We start from the raw sequence: 15,804 nt of genomic DNA on the forward strand, positions 1-15,804 counted from the left end.
TCAGGCTGCGTCACGGCCTTCTCCTTCCTTGGGCAGGGTCGCGGTGTCCGGGGTGTCTGGAGTGTCCGGGGTGTCCGGGGTGCTCGTGTCGTGAGAAGTGCTCGTGTCGTGCGGGGTGTTCGTGCCGCCGGGGTCGTGCGGGCGGTCGGGGTCGTCCGGGTCGTCGTACGTCAGGTCCTCGTCGTCCGTGAACAGCTCGGCGATGCGGTGGCGGCGCTGCTCCATGCGCACCAGACCGACTCCGAGAACGGCGACGGCGTCGCGGACGGTGTCGTACGTCGTGTCGTCCGCTATGTCGACGTGCAGCAGGTGGCCCTTGGTCTGGGCGGTGAGCCCGGCGCCGGTCAGCGCGGCCAGCAGCTCCTTCTCGCGGTCGGTGACCTCGACCGCGAGCGACGCCGTGGCCTGCGTGAAGTCGCTGGTGGAGGAGGCACGCAGCAGTGTGCCGCCGTCGATGACGACGATGTGGTCGCTGGTGCGCTCCAGCTCGCCGAGCAGGTGCGAGGTGACCAGCACCGAGATGCCGAAGTCGGTGTGCACGCGGCGGATCAGGCCCAGCATCTCGTCGCGGCCCGCCGGGTCGAGGCCGTTGGTCGGCTCGTCGAGCAGAACGAGCTGCGGGTCGTGGACCAGCGCCTGCGCGAGCTTGACGCGCTGCTTCATGCCCGTCGAGTAGCCGCCCATCGGGCGGTACCGCTCCTCGTAGAGGCCGACGTGGCGCAGCGTGTCGGCGGTCCGCTCGCGCGCGGCGGTCGGCGGCAGCCCCGACATCCGGGCCATGTGGACGACGAACTCGGTCGCCGAGACGTCGGGCGGCAGGCAGTCGTGCTCGGGCATGTAGCCGACGAGGCCGCGGATCTCGGCGCCGTTGGTGGCCACGTCGAGTCCGAGCACGGCGGCACGACCCTCGGTCGCCGGGGACAGTCCCAGCAGGATCTTGATCAGGGTCGATTTCCCGGCGCCGTTGGCACCCACCAGCCCGGTCACACCGGGGGTGATGTCGACGGTCAGCCGGTCAAGAGCGGTCACCCTCGGGTACCGCTTGCTCAGGCTTTCGGTAGCGATCACAGTCACGTGTCCGACCGTAGTGGCGGGCGCCGCACTCCCGCGTCCGTCCCGAGGATCGGATCCGTCGCGTTCGGGGTAGTCCTGCGGGCTGACCACCCGTAGGGGTCGGAGGGTTTCCGGGAGTTATCCACAGGGGGTCGCGGGGCTCTTGACCCTGCCACGAGCCGATGTCACATTGATTGCTGTCAGCTTTCGAATGTCGGCGCGGGGTCTGGGGTGAGCGGCCATGGGTGAGGGGTGGGACGGCGGGCGCGACGGGTTTGACGTGCGCGGTCGACGCGACGGGCGCGGTGAGGTCGAGGGGCTCGACGGGCTCGGTGAGGTCGGTGAAGCCGATGAAGCCGATGGTCTCGGTCGGCGCGGTGCACTCGACGGGCTCGACGGGTTCCGTGAGGTGCAGCGGCTGGCGTACGCGTGCGCGGAAGCGGTCGCGGCGGAGCTGCGGCCGGGGATGACCGAGCGGGACGCGGCGCACGCGATGCGGGTGTGGGCGCGGGAGCGCGGGGTCCGCGACTGGTTCCATCTGCCCTTCGCCTGGTTCGGCGACCGTACGGCCTTCACCGGCTTCAAGGTGCCGCTCCAGTTCTTCCCGACCGGGCGGCGGCTCGAACCCGGCATGCCGTTCATCCTCGACCTGGCCCCTGTATACGGAGGCCGCACCGCCGACGTCGGCTACTCCGGTTCACTCGGCCCCAGCCCGGTGCAGGAACGGCTGATGGCGGATCTGCGCGAGCACCGCGAGCTGATCCTGCGCGGGGTGCGCGAGCGGCGCCCGCTGCGCACCGTCTACCAGGACGTCGACCACCTGATGGTCAGGCAGGGGTACGCCAACCGGCATCGCGCGTATCCCTTCGGCGTGATCGCCCACAAGGTCGACCGGGTGCGCGAGCGCCGCTGGTCGCCGCGGATCGCCGGATTCGGCACGCGGAGCCTGAAGGGGCTGGCCTCCGACGCGCTGCACGGACACCGCGAGGGCTGGTCCCCGCTGTGGAGTCCGCACCGCATGTCCGACCACCCCCCATACCCCGGTCTGTGGGCGGTGGAGCCACATTTGGGATTCCGCGGCACCGGCGCGAAATTCGAGGAGATCCTCGTGGTCACGGAGACCGACGCCTACTGGCTGGACGACGACCTGCCGCACGTCAGGCGCTGGCGGGAGACGGACGCGGACACGAGGACGGGATCGATGTCGAGGTCACGAATGGGGACGGGGACGAGCACGGAATCGGGTTCGGGGACGGGGGTGGCGGCATGACGCGGGACGAGTGGGAAGAGCGGGACGACCAGGACGAGGGCGCGGCTCCGGGCGAGGGCGGCGGCGAGAGCCTGGGCGAAGCGGCACGGGACGGGTCGGCGGACCCGGCGGCGCGGGAGCGGTTCGTGACCGGGGGCGGCGGCGTACGGCTGTGCGTCGCCGAGTACGGGGACGCGGCGCTGCCGACGGTGGTGCTGGTGCACGGCTACCCGGACAGCAAAGAGGTGTGGTCGGAGGTGGCCGGGCTGCTCGCCGACCGCTTCCACGTGGTTCTCTACGACGTGCGCGGGCACGGCAGGTCGGGTGCCCCGGCGCGGCTCAAGGGCGGCTTCACGCTGGAGAAGCTCACCGAGGACTTCCTGGCGGTGGCGGACGCGGTCAGCCCGGACCGCCCGGTGCACCTGGTCGGGCACGACTGGGGTTCGGTGCAGGGCTGGGAATTCGTCACGGTCGGCGGTACCGAGGGCCGGATCTCCTCCTTCACCTCGGTCTCGGGCCCGTCGCTCGACCACTTCGGCCACTGGATCAAACGCCGGGTGCGCCGCCCCACCCCGCGCCGGGTCGCCCAAGTTCTCGGCCAGGGGGCCAAATCCTGGTACGTGTACGCGCTGCACACCCCCGTCCTGCCGGAGCTGGCCTGGCGCGGAGCGCTCGGCAGGCAGTGGCCCAAGCTGCTCTCCCGCGCCGAGAAGCTGCCGTCCGACGGCTACCCGACCGCCTCGCTGCCCGAGGACGCGGCGCACGGCGCCTGGCTGTACCGGGACAACGTCCGCCGTAGGCTGAGCAGTCCGCGCACCGACGCGTACGCCCACGTCCCCGTGCAGCTCATCACGCCGACCGGCGACGCCTTCCTGTCGCAGCGGCTCTACGACGACCTGGAGCAGTGGGTGACCCGGCTGACCCGGCGCACCGTGGCAGCCAAGCACTGGGTGCCGCGCTCCCGGCCCGAGCAACTGTCGCGCTGGATCGGCGAGTTCGTCACGGCGCACGAGTACGGCGGCCCCGCCGTCCCGGCCGCGCCCTCGACCGTCGCCGGGGCGGCCAAGACGGTCCTCGGGACGTCGGAGACCGGCGCCAAGGAGCGGTTCGGCGGCCAACTGGTGCTGGTCACCGGCGCGGCCAGCGGCATCGGCCGGGCTACCGCCTTCGCCTTCGCGGAGGCGGGCGCACGGATCGTCGCGGTGGACCGGGACGCGGAAGGCGCCGCGAGAACCGCCGAGTTGGCCCGGTTGATCGGCGCGCCCGACGCGTGGCCCGAGACCGTCGACGTGTCGGACGCCGAGGCGATGGAGAAACTGGCCGAGCGCACGGCCGACCTCCACGGCGTCCCCGACGTGGTGGTGAACAACGCGGGGATCGGCCTGGCGGGCGCCTTCCTCGACACCACGCCCGAGGACTGGAAGCAGGTGCTCGACGTCAATCTGTGGGGCGTCATCCACGGGTGCCGCCTGTTCGGCAAGCAGATGGTGGAGCGCGGCCAGGGCGGTCACATCGTCAACACCGCGTCGGCCGCCGCCTTCCAGCCGTCCCGCGCGCTGCCCGCGTACAGCACGTCGAAGGCGGCGGTGCTGATGCTCAGCGAGTGCCTGCGGGCGGAGTTGGCGCCGCACGGCATCGGGGTGAGCGCGATCTGCCCGGGTCTGGTCAACACGCCCATCACCCGCAGCGCGCGGTTCGCCGGGGTCGGCGAGGAGGAGCAGGAGCGGCGCAGGGCACGGTCCGCCCGGCTCTACGGGCTGCGCAATTACCCGCCGGAGAAGGTCGCCCGCGCGATCGTCCGGGCGGTGGAGCGCAACTCCGCGGTCGTCCCGGTCACGCCGGAGGCCCGCGGGGCGCGGCTGCTGTCCCGGCTCTCCCCCAAGACGCTGCGGGCGCTGGCCCGCGTGGACCCGCCGCTGTAGAGCCGCCGCTCTAGACCCCGCCGCAGCCAGCTCACCACCGACAGCGCACCACCGACGGCGCACCGGCACCACCGATCCCCACACCGACAGCGCCGATCTTCTCCGAAGGAGGACGCACCGCCATGAGTTACGCGATCAAGCCGCGCCGGGTCACGTTCGACTGGAAGCAGACCCCTCTGCACTGGATTCCGGGCGAGCCGACCGCGACGCACGTCATCAATGTGCTGCACCTGCTGCTGCCCGCGGGGGAGCGGTGGTTCGTGAAGGTGTTCAAGGAGGCGCTCCCCTACGTCAGCGACGAGCAACTACTCAAGGACGTCAAGGGGTTCATGGGCCAGGAGGCCACCCACAGCGTGCAGCACGCGTATGTGCTGGAGCATCTGGCCGAGCAGAATCTCGACACCAGCGGCTACACCAGGCACGTGGAGTGGATGTTCGACGTGCTGCTCGGCGAGAAGCCGCCGTGGGGCGCGCCGGTCACCCGGCGCGAGTGGCTGCGGTTCCGGCTGTCGCTGATCGCGGCGATCGAGCACTTCACCGCCGTACTCGGCGACTGGATCCTGGACGCCGACGCGCTGGACGAGGTGGACACCGACGAGGTGATGCTGGATCTGCTGCGCTGGCACGGCGCCGAGGAGGTCGAGCACCGGGCGGTCGCGTTCGACATGTACCAGCACGTCGGCGGGGGCGGCGCGGCGCGGTATCTGCGGCGCGTGGAGGGCATGGCGTTCGCGTGGCCGACGCTGTTCTATCTGTGGGTGGTCGGCGCCCGCTACCTGATGCGGCACGACCCGGCGCTGGTCAAGGGCACGTACCGGTTCAGGAACCACCGCGCCGCCGCCCGCCGCGGCCTGCTGCCGTCCTGGGCCGCGCTCAACGGGGCGATGCCCAGGTACCTGCGCCGGTCGTACCATCCGTCACAGGAAGGGTCGCTGAGCAAGGCCGTCGAGTATCTGGCCATGTCCCCCGCGGCCAGGGCCAGCGAAAGACCGGCGGGCCGCACCGCGGCCTCCTGACCACCGAGGAGCACCGAGGAGTGTGGGCGTGACCACCGCCGCCGAACAGCGCGCGTACCGGATCGAGGACCTGTCCCATCTGAGCGGGACGACGGTCCGTACGATCCGCGCCTACACCGATCGCGGGCTGCTCCCGAAGCCGGAGCGCCGCGGCCGGGCCAATGTGTACGACGACACGCATCTGGCCCGGTTGCGGCAGATCGCCGATCTCCTGGAGCGCGGCTACACGCTGGCCAGCATCAAGGAGTTGCTGGCGGCGTGGGACGCGGGCACCGGCCTCGGCGGGGTCCTCGGCCTGGTCGGCGAGGTGGACCGGCCGTGGTCGGACGAGACGCCCGCGCGCATCAGCCTGGCCGAGCTGATCGAGGCGTTCGGCGGGACGGCGGATCTGACGGCCGTCGAGGAGGGCCTGCAACTGGGCATCCTGGAGCCGGTGCCGGGCAGCGACGACGAATTCCTCGTACCGAGCCCCCAGGAGCTGGCCGTCGCCGCGGAACTGCACGCCGCCGGTGTGCCGCTGCCAGCGATCACCGGCCACCTGCGGGAGCTGCGGGTCCAGGTCGAGCACATCTCGGAGCGGTTCCTGGAGTTCACCACGGAGTACGTCTTCGAGCGGTTCCTGCGCCACCCGCCCACCGACGAGGAGGCCGAGGAGGCGGCGACCCTGGTCCGGCGGCTGCGCCCGCTGGCCCAGCAGACCGTCGACGCGGAGCTGGCGCGCGCCATGCGGATGCTCGCCACCGAGCACGTACGCCGTCACCTCGGCGACGCCGTGCTCCCCGCGCCGCCGCCGCGCCCGGCCGCCGAGCCGCCCTCGCACGTCCCGGTGCCCCTCCCGGCCGCCACGGTCGCCGCGGTCCGTGAGCTGGTCGGGCCCGACCACGTACCGGAGTTCGTGACGGCCGCCGCCGACCGGGAGATAGCGGCCCGCCGCATGGACGCCCTGACAGACCGGCGCCCCGACGACGCGGCTCGCTGACCACCCAACTCGCTGACCACCCGACTCGCGGATCAGGCCAGTTGGGCGGGGGCCTCCAGGGCGATCCGCTCGAAGGCGGCGGGGTCGGTGTCGAAGTCGCTGTCGGGGATGGGCCAGTGGATGACCATCTCGTCGATCCCGGCCTCCGCGTGCCGGCCTGCGAAGTCCACGAAGGCGTCCACCGACTCCAGCGGGCGCCCCTGGTCAGGGGTGAAGCCGGTCAGCATCACCTTCGGCACCTTCAGCACGTCCCGCCCGGCCTTCGCGCACGCCTCGCCCAGCCGTTCCACCTGCCCGCGTACCGCCGCCAGCGACTCCTCCGGCGTCCCCGTCTCGTACAGCGCCGGGTCCCCCGTCGTCACCCACGCCTGCCCGTACCGCGCGGCCAGCCGCATCCCCCGCGGCCCCGTCGCCGCCACCGCGAACGGAATCCTCGGCCGCTGCACACACCCCGGAATCGTCCGCGCCTCGTGCGCCGCGTAGAACTCCCCCTCGTACGACACCTGGCCGTTCGTCAGCAGCCGGTCCAGCAGCCGTACGAACTCCCCGAACCGGTCCGCCCGCTCCCGCGGCGACCACGGCTCCTGCCCCAGCGCCGTCGCGTCGAACCCGCTCCCCCCGGCGCCGATCCCCAGCGTCACCCGCCCCTCGCTCACGTCGTCGAGCGTCATCAAGTCCTTGGCAAGCGTGACCGGATGCCGAAAATTCGGCGACGTCACGAGGGTGCCCAGCCGGATCCGTTCGGTGGCCCCGGCGGCGGCCGTCAGCGTCGGCACCGCGCCGTACCACGCCTTGTCCCGGAACGTCCGCCACGACAGATGGTCATAGGTATAAGCGGTGTGGAAGCCCAGCTCCTCGGCCCGCCGCCACACCTCCCGCCCCTCGGCGGCCCAACGGTAGATCGGCAGGATCACAGTGCTCAGTCGCATGAGGACGACGATACGGGCCGCCCGTCAGACCTTCCCGCGCCGCCAACGGTCGAACGGCTCCAGTCGGGCGATGGCGGGGGCGACCGCGCTTACGGCACCTGCGAAATCGTGGGCAAGCCGCACGCACATGCCCAGCAGATCACTGGCATCGCAAACCTCGACCTCCGGCTGCGGCACCCAAGAAGTACGCGAGACGCACCTGATGAGCACCCGATCGCCATCGGGGCTGAAGGTCAAGGTGCGCTCAACCCCCTGCGAGTAGAGATCCAGCTCCACCTCCCGGCCCGAACGCAAAGCGTTGATCAGGCGCGGCAACTCCTCCACATAGGCCGACATGTCGTAGCCGATGTCGAACGCCCAGTCGTCCCGGCCGAAGCCGCCGATGCGGAAGGCAGCGTCTGTCCCGTCCAGAACACCGCATGCCACCAAGGCCAGGATGTAGTAGTCCTTCTCGTCCTCAAGATGTCCACGTGGCACTGCGCGCACACGCGCGACGGCCTCCGGCGAAGGGCCGGTGAAGGAGAAGTGGAAAGGCACGGTATTCGCTCCGTAGGTGGGGGCCATCCGTGTTGACCGACCCGGCGCAGAGAGTCGCTCGTAGTTAACACACTATGTACTACACTGCGCGCCATGGATACTCCCCGCTCCGGCAAGACCCGGGTCACCAGCGTCTCCCTGCGCGCGGAGACACTGGAGGCGATTCGCTCGCGCGCGGGAAAGCAGGGTGTGTCCTCGTACATCGAGGAAGCCGTGCAGCGCCAGCTTCAGCGTGAGGCCGTGGACGAGTACATCGCGGAGTACGAAGCCGAGCACGGTCCCGTCGACCAGGCCGAGGTGGCGGCGCGGGCGGAGAGAATCCGGGCGCACCACGCGGCTCACCGCGGTGAGGCCACGCCGACGGACGCTGCGTGAGCGGCACGCTCGTTCTGGACAGCGAGGCCCTGTCCAAGCTGTCGAGGCGGCACCGCGACATGACGGTCTGGCTGGACGTGGCTCGCAGCCTCGACCTGCTGATCGTGACCAGTGCTGCAACGCTGGTTGAGGCACGCGATCCCCAAGTCGTCCAGGCAGCGTTCGACTTCGCGATCTCCCTCACCAAGGTGCGACCGATCACGGAAGAGGCCGCCCGCGCCGCAAGCAAGCTCCTGGCCGCTGAAGGACTTCACGGTCACAAGTACGCCATCGACGCGATGCTGGCGGCCACCGCACACGCGGAACACGGCGATGTGACGGTTGTGACCAGCAACGTGGACAACCTGCGGCGGCTCTGCCATCCGCGCATCGCAATCGAGCCGATCTGACATTCGCACGCGCAGGCACGGTTCTCAAAGGAGTACCCGCAGGTCAGCCCGTGATGCGTGAACGCGGTTTGACCGACGTCACGAGGGTGCCCAGCCGGATCCGTTCGGTGGCCCCGGCGGCGGCCGTCAGCGTCGGCACCGCGGCGTGCGCCGCATCGCGTTGAGCGGGGACACGCCGGTCGGTCCCGGTGCCGGAGCTGGAGCCGTGGGGGGGCGGGCCCCGGGGGCGCCGGTGATCGCGCCGATCACCTTTGCATATCATCAGGTGTAGACATCGGCTGTAGGCATCACACGGTGACCTCAGGGCGCGGGCGCGAGGAGCACGATGGAGTCGGCACGGTCTCGGGCACTGGTGCCCTGTCTGGCGTTCATATGCCTGGTCACCGCCGTGATCGGCAGCCTCGGGGCACCGCTCATACCGTCCATCGCGTCGATGGACCACGTGTCCGTGACCGACGCGCAGTGGTCGCTGACGATCACCCAGCTGGTGGCGGCGGTGGCGACCCCCGTGATGGGGCGGCTCGGTGACGGGCCGCACCGCAGGACCGTCGTCGTCGGCACCCTCGCGCTGGTCGTCGTCGGCTGCGTGCTGGCGGCGCTGCCCCTGGGCTTCGCGGCGCTGCTCGTCGGCCGCGCCCTCCAGGGCATCGGCCTCGGGCTCACGCCGCTGACCATCGCCGTGGCCAGGGACGTACTGCCCGCCGCCCGCGCCGTTCCGGTGATCGCCCTGCTGTCGATCACCGCCGTGACGGGGGTGGGCCTGGGCTATCCGCTCACCGGTCTGATCGCGCAGGGCGGCGGCGTACGCGCGGCGTACTGGTTCGGCGTGGCCGTCAGCGTGCTCGGCCTGGCCGCCGCCGCGTGGGTCGTACCGGCCGCGCGGCATCGTGCCCGCGTCCGGCTGGACGGGGTCGGCGCGGTGCTGCTGGCCCTGGGCACCGCGTCGCTGCTGGTCGCGATCAGCGAGGGCGAGAGCTGGGGCTGGGCCTCGGCTCGCGTGGACGGCATGATCGCCGCGTCCGTCCTGCTCTTCGCGGGCTGGGTGGTGTGGGAACTGCGTACGGATCATCCGCTGGTCACACTGCGGCTGGTACGTGACCGGGCGGTGCTGACCGCGAGCGTCGCGGCGGTGCTCGCGGGCGTCGGCATGTACCTGCTGTTGTCCACCGTCACCAGGCTGGTGCAGACGCCCGCCGCCACGGGGTACGGGCTGGGCCGGACGGTGGTCGTGGCCGGTCTCGCCCTGACGCCGTTCTCCCTGGGCAGCTTCCTGGCCAACCGGCTCACCCCGGCGCTGGTCCGCCGGACCTCGCCCCAGCGGGTTCTTCCGATGAGCTGCCTGGTGCTGCTCGCCGCGATGGCCCTGTTCACCGCATGGCGCGGGAACATGGCGCAGATCATGGCGGTCATGTTCGTCGCGGGGCTCGGCGTCGGGGTCATCTTCGCGGTCGTGCCGGGCTTCCTCGTCCGCGCGGTGCCCGCACACGAGACGGGCAGCGCCATGAGCTTCAACCAGGTGCTGCGCTACATCGGTTACGCGGTCGGCAGCGCGCTGAGCGCGGCCGTGCTCGAAGCGCACACCCCGGAAGGAGCGGCGTTCCCCACGTCCGGTGGGTACAGTGCGGTGGGGCTGTTGAGCTGCGGCGTCTGGCTCGCCGCCGCCGTGGTGGCGGTGGCCGTGCCGTGGCGCCGGCGCGGTTCGTCGGCACGGCCGGCGGTTCCGGCCCAGGCGCCCTCCCAGGTGCCGGCGCCCTCCCAGGTGCGGGCGCCCTCCCAGGCGTCGGCGCGGCCCCAGATGCGGGCGCGGCCCGGCGAACACGACGACCTTCACGAACTGGACGGAACGGCCGCGGAATGAGTGGAACGACACCGGCCGGCGAACGGCCCGCCGGGGCGGGCCAGCACCGGCGCGACGCGGCGGGCAGCCGCGAACGCCTGCTGAAGGCCGCGGGCGAGCTGTTCGCCGAGCACGGGTACGACCGCACCACCGCGCGGGCCATCGGCAGCCGCGCCGGGGTCGATCCGGCGATGATCGCCCGCTACTTCGGCGGCAAGGCCCAGCTCTACATCGCCACGCTGCGCACCAACGACGGCCCGGACGACATCGTCGACCTCCTCGACCCCGACCGTCTGGCGACCATCCTCGACCGCACCCGGCGCCACGGCCCCAACCCCGTCTACCAGGTCGCCGTCCGCCCCCACGAGGACCCCGCCGGTCAGCAGGCCACCCGCGCGGAGCTCCATCGCCGTGTCGTCGATCCGCTCCACCGGCGCCTGCTCGCCGAGGGCACCGCCGATCCCGCCCTGCGCGCCGAACTCATCGCCGCCGCCTTCATCGGCGTCGTCCTGGCCCGCGGCTCCGGCGCCTTCACCCACCTCCCCGCCCTCCCCGACGCCGAACTCCGCACCCTCCTCCTCCACATGCTGACCCCCCAGGACCCCGACCCGGACCGCTAGGGCGTGTCCGCGAAGTCGCTCCCCCGGACGAAGTCCGGGGGAGCGCGTACCAGGCGCCGCCAGCCAGACGAGACCTCCCGAGACAGAACACCTAGCGCGGCATGGGGGGCACTCCCGGGTCACGCCGACCGTCGGGGAGGGCCGGGAGGGCGGAGAGGCGGGCGGCGTTGTGGTGGCAGACGGCGCGGAGCCGGGTGGGTGCCAGGCGGGGCCAGGGCCCCATTGGTCCGAATGAGTGGCGTTTATGTGTATATCCGCGAATCCGGGGTGCGGCTCCCACGATTCCGTGCCGTCTTCCTCATGATCGGAGAAGTCAGATTTCCGCACCAAGGAATCGAGAGGTCATGAACGTCTTCACGAACGTCACCGCCTTCTGGAACGCCTTCGTCGGCGTGCTCCTCAAGCTCGTCGCCGGGCTCGGCTTCGCCACTCCGGCCCGCACCGCCCGCGTCCGCACCGCCGCCGCCCAGGCCGCCGCCGTCCCGGCCGCCGCTGTCGCGAACGGTACGGCCGCCGCGCCGGACGCCGCGCCGACACCCGCCAGGACACCGTCCTGCGCCGCGCTGCTGCCGGCCCCGCGCCCCGGCAGCCGCTCGCTGCCGCCCACGATGAAGCAGCGCATCAGGGCCGAGGCGCACGGCTCCTCCCCCTCCGCCCGCAGCATCGCCCCGGACACCGGCGAGGCACTGCCGTACCCCGCGAGTCCGGCCCTCGCGGACCACGCCCTGACCAGCACCGCGGACGAAGCGGTGCTCGTCCGCTGAGCCGGACCGCGTACGCAGTCCCCGCACGAACTCCCCTTCTGTACAAGCTTCTTGTACGACCAGCACCGCCAGCACCGCACCGACCCCACAGATTTCTGCGCCCGACAAGCGCAGCGCTCACCCTCTTTACACCAGCAGCCACACCAGCAGCCGCACCAGCAGCCCCACCAGCCAGCCGCACCGTCAGCCGTATCCGCAGCCAGTCCGTCAGCCCGTACCCCTGCCGTGATCGCGTGACCCGCGCCCCTGTGACGTCCCCGGGAGCGATGGGATCAAGCCGGAATCACGGCCGAAACGGGCTCGGCTGAGCGGGTATCCGCACCTTTGTGCGGGCGGGGCAAGGATGCGCAAGGATGGGCCCGTGACCTCAGCCAATGAGCCCAGCGGGCAGCATCGATCAGCGGACGTGTCGTCCGCCGCCTCCTACTCCGCCCCTCCGCCGCGGCTGATCGCCACCGACCTGGACGGCACGCTGCTGCGCGACGACAAGACGGTGTCCCCGCGTACGGTCGCGGCGCTCGCCGACGCCGAGGCCGCGGGCATCGAGGTCTTCTTCGTCACCGGGCGCCCCGCACGCTGGATGGACACCGTCGCGGACCACCTCGCGGGGCACGGCATGGCCATCCTGGCCAACGGAGCCTCCGTCTGGGACCTGCGCAAAGGCGAGTTGATCGAGGCGTTCCCGCTGCCGGAGGACGACGCCCTCGCCGTCGCGCACGCGCTGCGCGCCGCCGTGCCCGGCACGACCTTCGCCGTCGAACGCGCCGACACGTTCTACCGCGAGCCGGACTACCCGCGTGTCATCGAGCCGGACTTCGGCCCCACGGCCCCGATCGAGGAACTGCTCGCCGTGCGCGACGAGCGCCAGCCGCTGCTGAAGCTGCTCGCCAAGCACCCGTCCATCGACCCGGACGAATTCCTCGCCATCGGCCTGAGCGTGGCGGGGCAGCACGGCGAGATCACCCGGTCCAGCGACAGCGCGCTGCTGGAGATCAGCGGCGAGGGCGTCAGCAAGGCCACGACGCTGGCGCGATGTTGCGCCGAGCGCGGGGTGTCGGCCGCGGAGGTCGTCGCCTTCGGCGACATGCCGAACGACCTCGCGATGCTCGGATGGGCCGGTACGTCGTACGCCGTCGCGAACGCCCACCCCCGCGTGCTGGCCACGACCACGCACCGGACCGAGTCCAACAACGACGACGGGGTCGCCCGCGTCATCGAGCGGATCATCGCCGCCCGGCACGTCGACGGAACCGCGTAGCCACACCGCACCGCCCGGTCAGTCCGTACGCAGCGGCGCCTCCCACCGCACCGTCGTACCCACACCCTCCGGGCCAGGCCCGAAGCGGCTTGAGCCGCCCAGCGACTGGGCGCGGCGGGAGAGATTGCGCAGGCCGCTGCGGCGGCCGGCCGGGGGGATGCCGACGCCGTCGTCGGTGGCGGTCAGGCGGACCGCGTCGGCGCCGCCGGGGAGGGTGGCGGTGGCGTCGAGGGTGATGTCGATGCGCGAGGCGCGGGCGTGCCGGAAGGCGTTGGAGAGGACTTCGCGCAGCGCCGCGACGAGGTTCTTGGCGGTGGGCTCGCCCACCAGCGCGTCGACCGGGCCGACGAAACGTACGGACGGCTGGAAGCCGAGCGGTACGGCGGCGGTGCCGACCTCGCGCAGGACGCGGGCGCGCAGGCCGGAGGGGGCGTCGTCGGGCGCCTGCTGGAGGGCGTAGACGGCGGTGCGCACCTCCTGGATGGTGGCGTCGAGTTCGTCGACGGCGTGGCCGATGCCCTCGCGCACCTCGGGCGTACGGGCCCTGCGGCCGGCGCCCTCCAGCATCATGCCGGTGGCGAAGAGCCGCTGGATGACGAGGTCGTGCAGGTCACGGGCGATACGGTCGCGGTCCTTGTAGACGGCGAGGCGTTCGCGGTCGCGCTGCACGTCGGCCAGGACGAGCGCGAGCGCGGCCTGGGCGGCGAACTGGGTGGCCAGTACGTGCTCGGCCTCGGTGAACGGACGGCCGCCGGGCCCGCGCGGCAGCGCGAGGATGCCGATGACACGGTCGTTGCTCCGCAACGGGAGCATCATGGTCGGCCCGAAGCGTTCCGCCAGCCGCGTGGTAGTGCGCGGGTCGGAGGCGGCGTCCGCCACGAAGACGGCCTCGCCGTTGAGGAGTTGGGCCGCGATCGGATTCTGCGGCGAGATGACGGTGCCGACCATGCCGGCCGGCTCGGCGGCGGAGGCCGCGACGACTTCGAGGCCGCCGTCCCCGGCCCCGTTCTCGTCGAGGCTCGGCAGCATGACCAGCGCGGCGGCGGACTCGGCGAGCTTGCGGGCCCACACCGCGACGACGTCGAGCGCGTCGCTGGTGCCGTCCCCGGTGAGCAGGGCCGTGGTGACGGCGGCGGCGCCGCTGATCCAGTGCTCGCGCTGCCGGGTGGCCTCGTACTGCCGGGCGTTGCCGATCGCGATCCCGGCCTCCATGGCGAGGACACGCAGCATGGCGGTGTCCTCGTCGGTGAACTGCCAGCCGCCGCGCTTCTCGGTGAGGTAGAGATTGCCGAAGATCTCGGTGTGGACGCGGATCGGGACGCCCAGGAAGGTGTTCATCGGCGGGTGTCCTGGCGGCAGGCCAACGGCGCGGGCGTCGTTCGACAGGTCGGCCAGCCGCAGCGGCACCGGGTGCCGGATCACCTCGCCGAGCAGCCCGGTGTGGCCGTCGGGCAGCGCGCCCATCCGCTCGGCGTCGGCCTCGTTGATCCCGTACGTGATGAAGTCCGCGAGTCCCGAGCCGTCCGCGTCGAGGACGCCGAGCGCGGCGTAACGCGCTCCGGCCAGCTCGGCCGCCGTCTCCACGATGCGGCGCAGCGTGGTGTGCAGCTCGATGCCGGTGCCGACCGAGACGACCGCTTCCAGCAGGTCGGGCAGCCGCACGGTGATCTGGGAGGCGATGCCCTGGAAGCTGAGGGTGGTCGGCTCGGGGGGCTCCCCGTCGCCGGGTGCCTGTCCGGAAGAGGCCGGTGCCGCCCCGGCCGTCTCCGTGCCCGCTCCCGCGGGCGTCCCGCCGGGCATCCCGCCGGGCATCTCGCTGTCTGAGGCCATGAACCGAGGTTATTTGCTGGCGTATGTCCGGGAAAGTCAGGCCGTGCCCGTGCCCACGAGCGAACGCGGCCCCGGGGCGGCGGCCGTGGCACCGGCCAGGGCCGTGTCCGCGAGCCGTTCCCGCTCCAGGGCGCGGCGGAACGGCCCCTCGGCCGCCGCCAGTTCCTCGTAGCCGCCGCGCTGCACGACCCGTCCGCGCTCCAGCACCACGATCTCGTCCACCGCGCCGCCCGCGAGACCGGCCAGCCGGTGGGTGATCAGCAGCGTCGTGCGGCCGCGCGTGGCGGCCAGCAGGTCGGCGGTCAGGGCGTCGGCGGTGGCCAGGTCGAGGTGTTCGGCGGGCTCGTCCAGGACGAGGACGGGGAAACGGGCGAGCAGCGCGCGGGCCAGGGCGAGGCGCTGGCGCATGCCGCCGGACAGCCGGGCGCCGTGTTCGCCGACGAGGGTGTCCAGGTCGATGTCCAGCCGGGCGGCGGCCAGCGCGTCCCGCAGTGCGCCGTCGTCCGCGCCGGGGCGGGCGAGCCGCAGATTCTCCCGGACGGTGCTGTCGAAGACGTGCGCGTCCTGGGCGCACAGGCCGACGAGGCGGCGTACGTCGTCGCCGTCCAGACCCGCCGCGTCCTGCCCCGCCAGCGTGTACGTGCCCGACTCGGCGTCAAGGAACCGCAGCAGTACGTGCGCGAGCGTCGTCTTGCCCGCGCCCGAGGCGCCGACGACCGCGATCCTGCGGCCCTCGGTGAGGGTGAGGCCGACGCCGTCCAGCGCCGGTACGTCCTGGCCCGGGTGGCGGGCCGTCACCTCCCGTACGACCAGCGGGAACGGTGACGCGGGCGGGGTCGCGGGCCGCTCCGGCTCGCGTACGGGCAGCGGCGCGTCCAGCACTTCGCTCACCCGCGCCGCCGAGCGCCGGCTCCGCTGCCGCTGCTGGGCCGCGAGCGGCATCCCGGCGACGGCCTCGAAGGCGGCCAGCGGGGTCAGTACGAGCACGGCCAGCGCGACGCCCTGGAGGTGGTGGCCGCTGACGGCCCGGACGCCGACGTACGCGC

General features: G+C 72.4%; 15 protein-coding genes. 10 read left to right on the forward strand and 5 right to left on the reverse strand.

The genetic code is table 11. The features are described from left to right. On the reverse strand, positions 1 to 1,068 hold the full coding sequence (locus tag BGM09_RS12260) for an ABC transporter ATP-binding protein (RefSeq protein ID WP_317452671.1): 1,068 nt from the start codon (positions 1,066 to 1,068) through the stop codon (positions 1 to 3). A gap of 394 nt (positions 1,069 to 1,462) precedes the next feature. On the opposite strand from BGM09_RS12260, the gene BGM09_RS12265 reads away from it, so the two are divergent. The 4 genes from BGM09_RS12265 (at position 1,463) to BGM09_RS12280 (ending at position 6,219) form a co-directional block, all read left to right on the forward strand. Continuing rightward, entirely contained in the window at positions 1,463 to 2,323 is an 861-nt protein-coding gene (locus BGM09_RS12265) for a M24 family metallopeptidase (protein WP_317452672.1), read from the forward strand. Beyond that, on the forward strand, positions 2,320 to 4,224 hold the full coding sequence (locus tag BGM09_RS12270; protein ID WP_188281544.1) for an SDR family oxidoreductase: 1,905 nt from the start codon (positions 2,320 to 2,322) through the stop codon (positions 4,222 to 4,224). Before BGM09_RS12265 ends, BGM09_RS12270 begins: the two co-directional genes overlap by 4 nt. Before the next feature lie 122 nt (positions 4,225 to 4,346). After that, positions 4,347 to 5,240 carry a metal-dependent hydrolase gene (locus BGM09_RS12275; protein WP_188281545.1) on the forward strand — a complete coding sequence of 298 codons (894 nt, stop codon included), beginning with the start codon at positions 4,347 to 4,349 and terminating at the stop codon, positions 5,238 to 5,240. A gap of 28 nt (positions 5,241 to 5,268) precedes the next feature. Beyond that, positions 5,269 to 6,219: a MerR family transcriptional regulator gene (locus tag BGM09_RS12280; protein WP_188281546.1), complete on the forward strand. Its 951-nt coding sequence runs from the start codon at positions 5,269 to 5,271 to the stop codon at positions 6,217 to 6,219. 32 nt (positions 6,220 to 6,251) lie between these two features. Here BGM09_RS12280 and BGM09_RS12285 read toward each other — a convergent pair whose 3' ends face one another. Together BGM09_RS12285 and BGM09_RS12290 are read right to left on the reverse strand one after the other, a co-directional pair. Continuing rightward, positions 6,252 to 7,148, reverse strand: coding sequence for an LLM class flavin-dependent oxidoreductase (locus BGM09_RS12285; RefSeq protein ID WP_188281547.1), 897 nt, complete (start codon positions 7,146 to 7,148; stop codon positions 6,252 to 6,254). Positions 7,149 to 7,172: 24 nt separating this feature from the next. Beyond that, positions 7,173 to 7,685, reverse strand: a complete 513-nt coding sequence (locus BGM09_RS12290) for a hypothetical protein (RefSeq protein WP_188281548.1) — start codon at positions 7,683 to 7,685, stop codon at positions 7,173 to 7,175. Between the two features lie 93 nt (positions 7,686 to 7,778). On the opposite strand from BGM09_RS12290, the gene BGM09_RS12295 reads away from it, so the two are divergent. The 6 genes from BGM09_RS12295 (at position 7,779) to BGM09_RS12320 (ending at position 12,928) form a co-directional block, all read left to right on the forward strand. After that, positions 7,779 to 8,060, forward strand: a complete 282-nt coding sequence (locus tag BGM09_RS12295) for a hypothetical protein (protein WP_188281549.1) — start codon at positions 7,779 to 7,781, stop codon at positions 8,058 to 8,060. Further along, a complete protein-coding gene (locus tag BGM09_RS12300) occupies positions 8,057 to 8,449 on the forward strand; it encodes a type II toxin-antitoxin system VapC family toxin (protein WP_188281550.1) in 393 nt (130 codons plus the stop codon). Before BGM09_RS12295 ends, BGM09_RS12300 begins: the two co-directional genes overlap by 4 nt. A 325-nt stretch (positions 8,450 to 8,774) precedes the next feature. After that, positions 8,775 to 10,307 (forward strand): MFS transporter, encoded by a 1,533-nt coding sequence (locus tag BGM09_RS12305; RefSeq protein ID WP_188281551.1) that lies wholly within the window; start codon positions 8,775 to 8,777, stop codon positions 10,305 to 10,307. Continuing rightward, on the forward strand, positions 10,304 to 10,906 hold the full coding sequence (locus tag BGM09_RS12310; protein WP_188281552.1) for a TetR/AcrR family transcriptional regulator: 603 nt from the start codon (positions 10,304 to 10,306) through the stop codon (positions 10,904 to 10,906). Before BGM09_RS12305 ends, BGM09_RS12310 begins: the two co-directional genes overlap by 4 nt. Positions 10,907 to 11,250: 344 nt before the next feature. After that, entirely contained in the window at positions 11,251 to 11,670 is a 420-nt protein-coding gene (locus BGM09_RS12315; RefSeq protein WP_188281553.1) for a DUF6344 domain-containing protein, read from the forward strand. Positions 11,671 to 12,013: 343 nt separating this feature from the next. Next, the gene (locus tag BGM09_RS12320) at positions 12,014 to 12,928 is read left to right on the forward strand and encodes an HAD family hydrolase (RefSeq protein WP_188281554.1); all 915 of its coding nucleotides are present in this window, start codon (positions 12,014 to 12,016) and stop codon (positions 12,926 to 12,928) included. Between the two features lie 18 nt (positions 12,929 to 12,946). On the opposite strand, the gene BGM09_RS12325 is transcribed toward BGM09_RS12320, so the two are convergent. Together BGM09_RS12325 and BGM09_RS12330 are read right to left on the reverse strand one after the other, a co-directional pair. Further along, complete coding sequence (locus tag BGM09_RS12325) at positions 12,947 to 14,758, reverse strand: GAF domain-containing protein (RefSeq protein WP_223186710.1); 1,812 nt, start codon at positions 14,756 to 14,758, stop codon at positions 12,947 to 12,949. Between the two features lie 36 nt (positions 14,759 to 14,794). Next, positions 14,795 to 15,804, reverse strand: a 1,010-nt coding sequence (locus BGM09_RS12330; RefSeq protein WP_188281555.1) for an ATP-binding cassette domain-containing protein, incomplete at its 5' end; no start/stop codon positions are given.

The organism is Streptomyces sp. CBMA29 (assembly GCF_014596445.1).
Taxonomy (GTDB): Bacteria; Actinomycetota; Actinomycetes; order Streptomycetales; family Streptomycetaceae; genus Actinacidiphila.

What these genes read in the sequence shown, in the direction of transcription:
- BGM09_RS12275 (WP_188281545.1), top strand. Translation starts at nt 4,347, where the DNA reads ATGAGTTACGCGATCAAGCCGCGCCGGGTCACGTTCGACTGGAAGCAG.
- BGM09_RS12315 (WP_188281553.1), top strand. Translation starts at nt 11,251, where the DNA reads ATGAACGTCTTCACGAACGTCACCGCCTTCTGGAACGCCTTCGTCGGC.
- BGM09_RS12285 (WP_188281547.1), bottom strand. Translation starts at nt 7,148, where the DNA reads ATGCGACTGAGCACTGTGATCCTGCCGATCTACCGTTGGGCCGCCGAG.
- BGM09_RS12320 (WP_188281554.1), top strand. Translation starts at nt 12,014, where the DNA reads ATGCGCAAGGATGGGCCCGTGACCTCAGCCAATGAGCCCAGCGGGCAG.
- BGM09_RS12305 (WP_188281551.1), top strand. Translation starts at nt 8,775, where the DNA reads ATGGAGTCGGCACGGTCTCGGGCACTGGTGCCCTGTCTGGCGTTCATA.
- BGM09_RS12270 (WP_188281544.1), top strand. Translation starts at nt 2,320, where the DNA reads ATGACGCGGGACGAGTGGGAAGAGCGGGACGACCAGGACGAGGGCGCG.
- BGM09_RS12325 (WP_223186710.1), bottom strand. Translation starts at nt 14,758, where the DNA reads ATGGCCTCAGACAGCGAGATGCCCGGCGGGATGCCCGGCGGGACGCCC.
- BGM09_RS12295 (WP_188281549.1), top strand. Translation starts at nt 7,779, where the DNA reads ATGGATACTCCCCGCTCCGGCAAGACCCGGGTCACCAGCGTCTCCCTG.
- BGM09_RS12310 (WP_188281552.1), top strand. Translation starts at nt 10,304, where the DNA reads ATGAGTGGAACGACACCGGCCGGCGAACGGCCCGCCGGGGCGGGCCAG.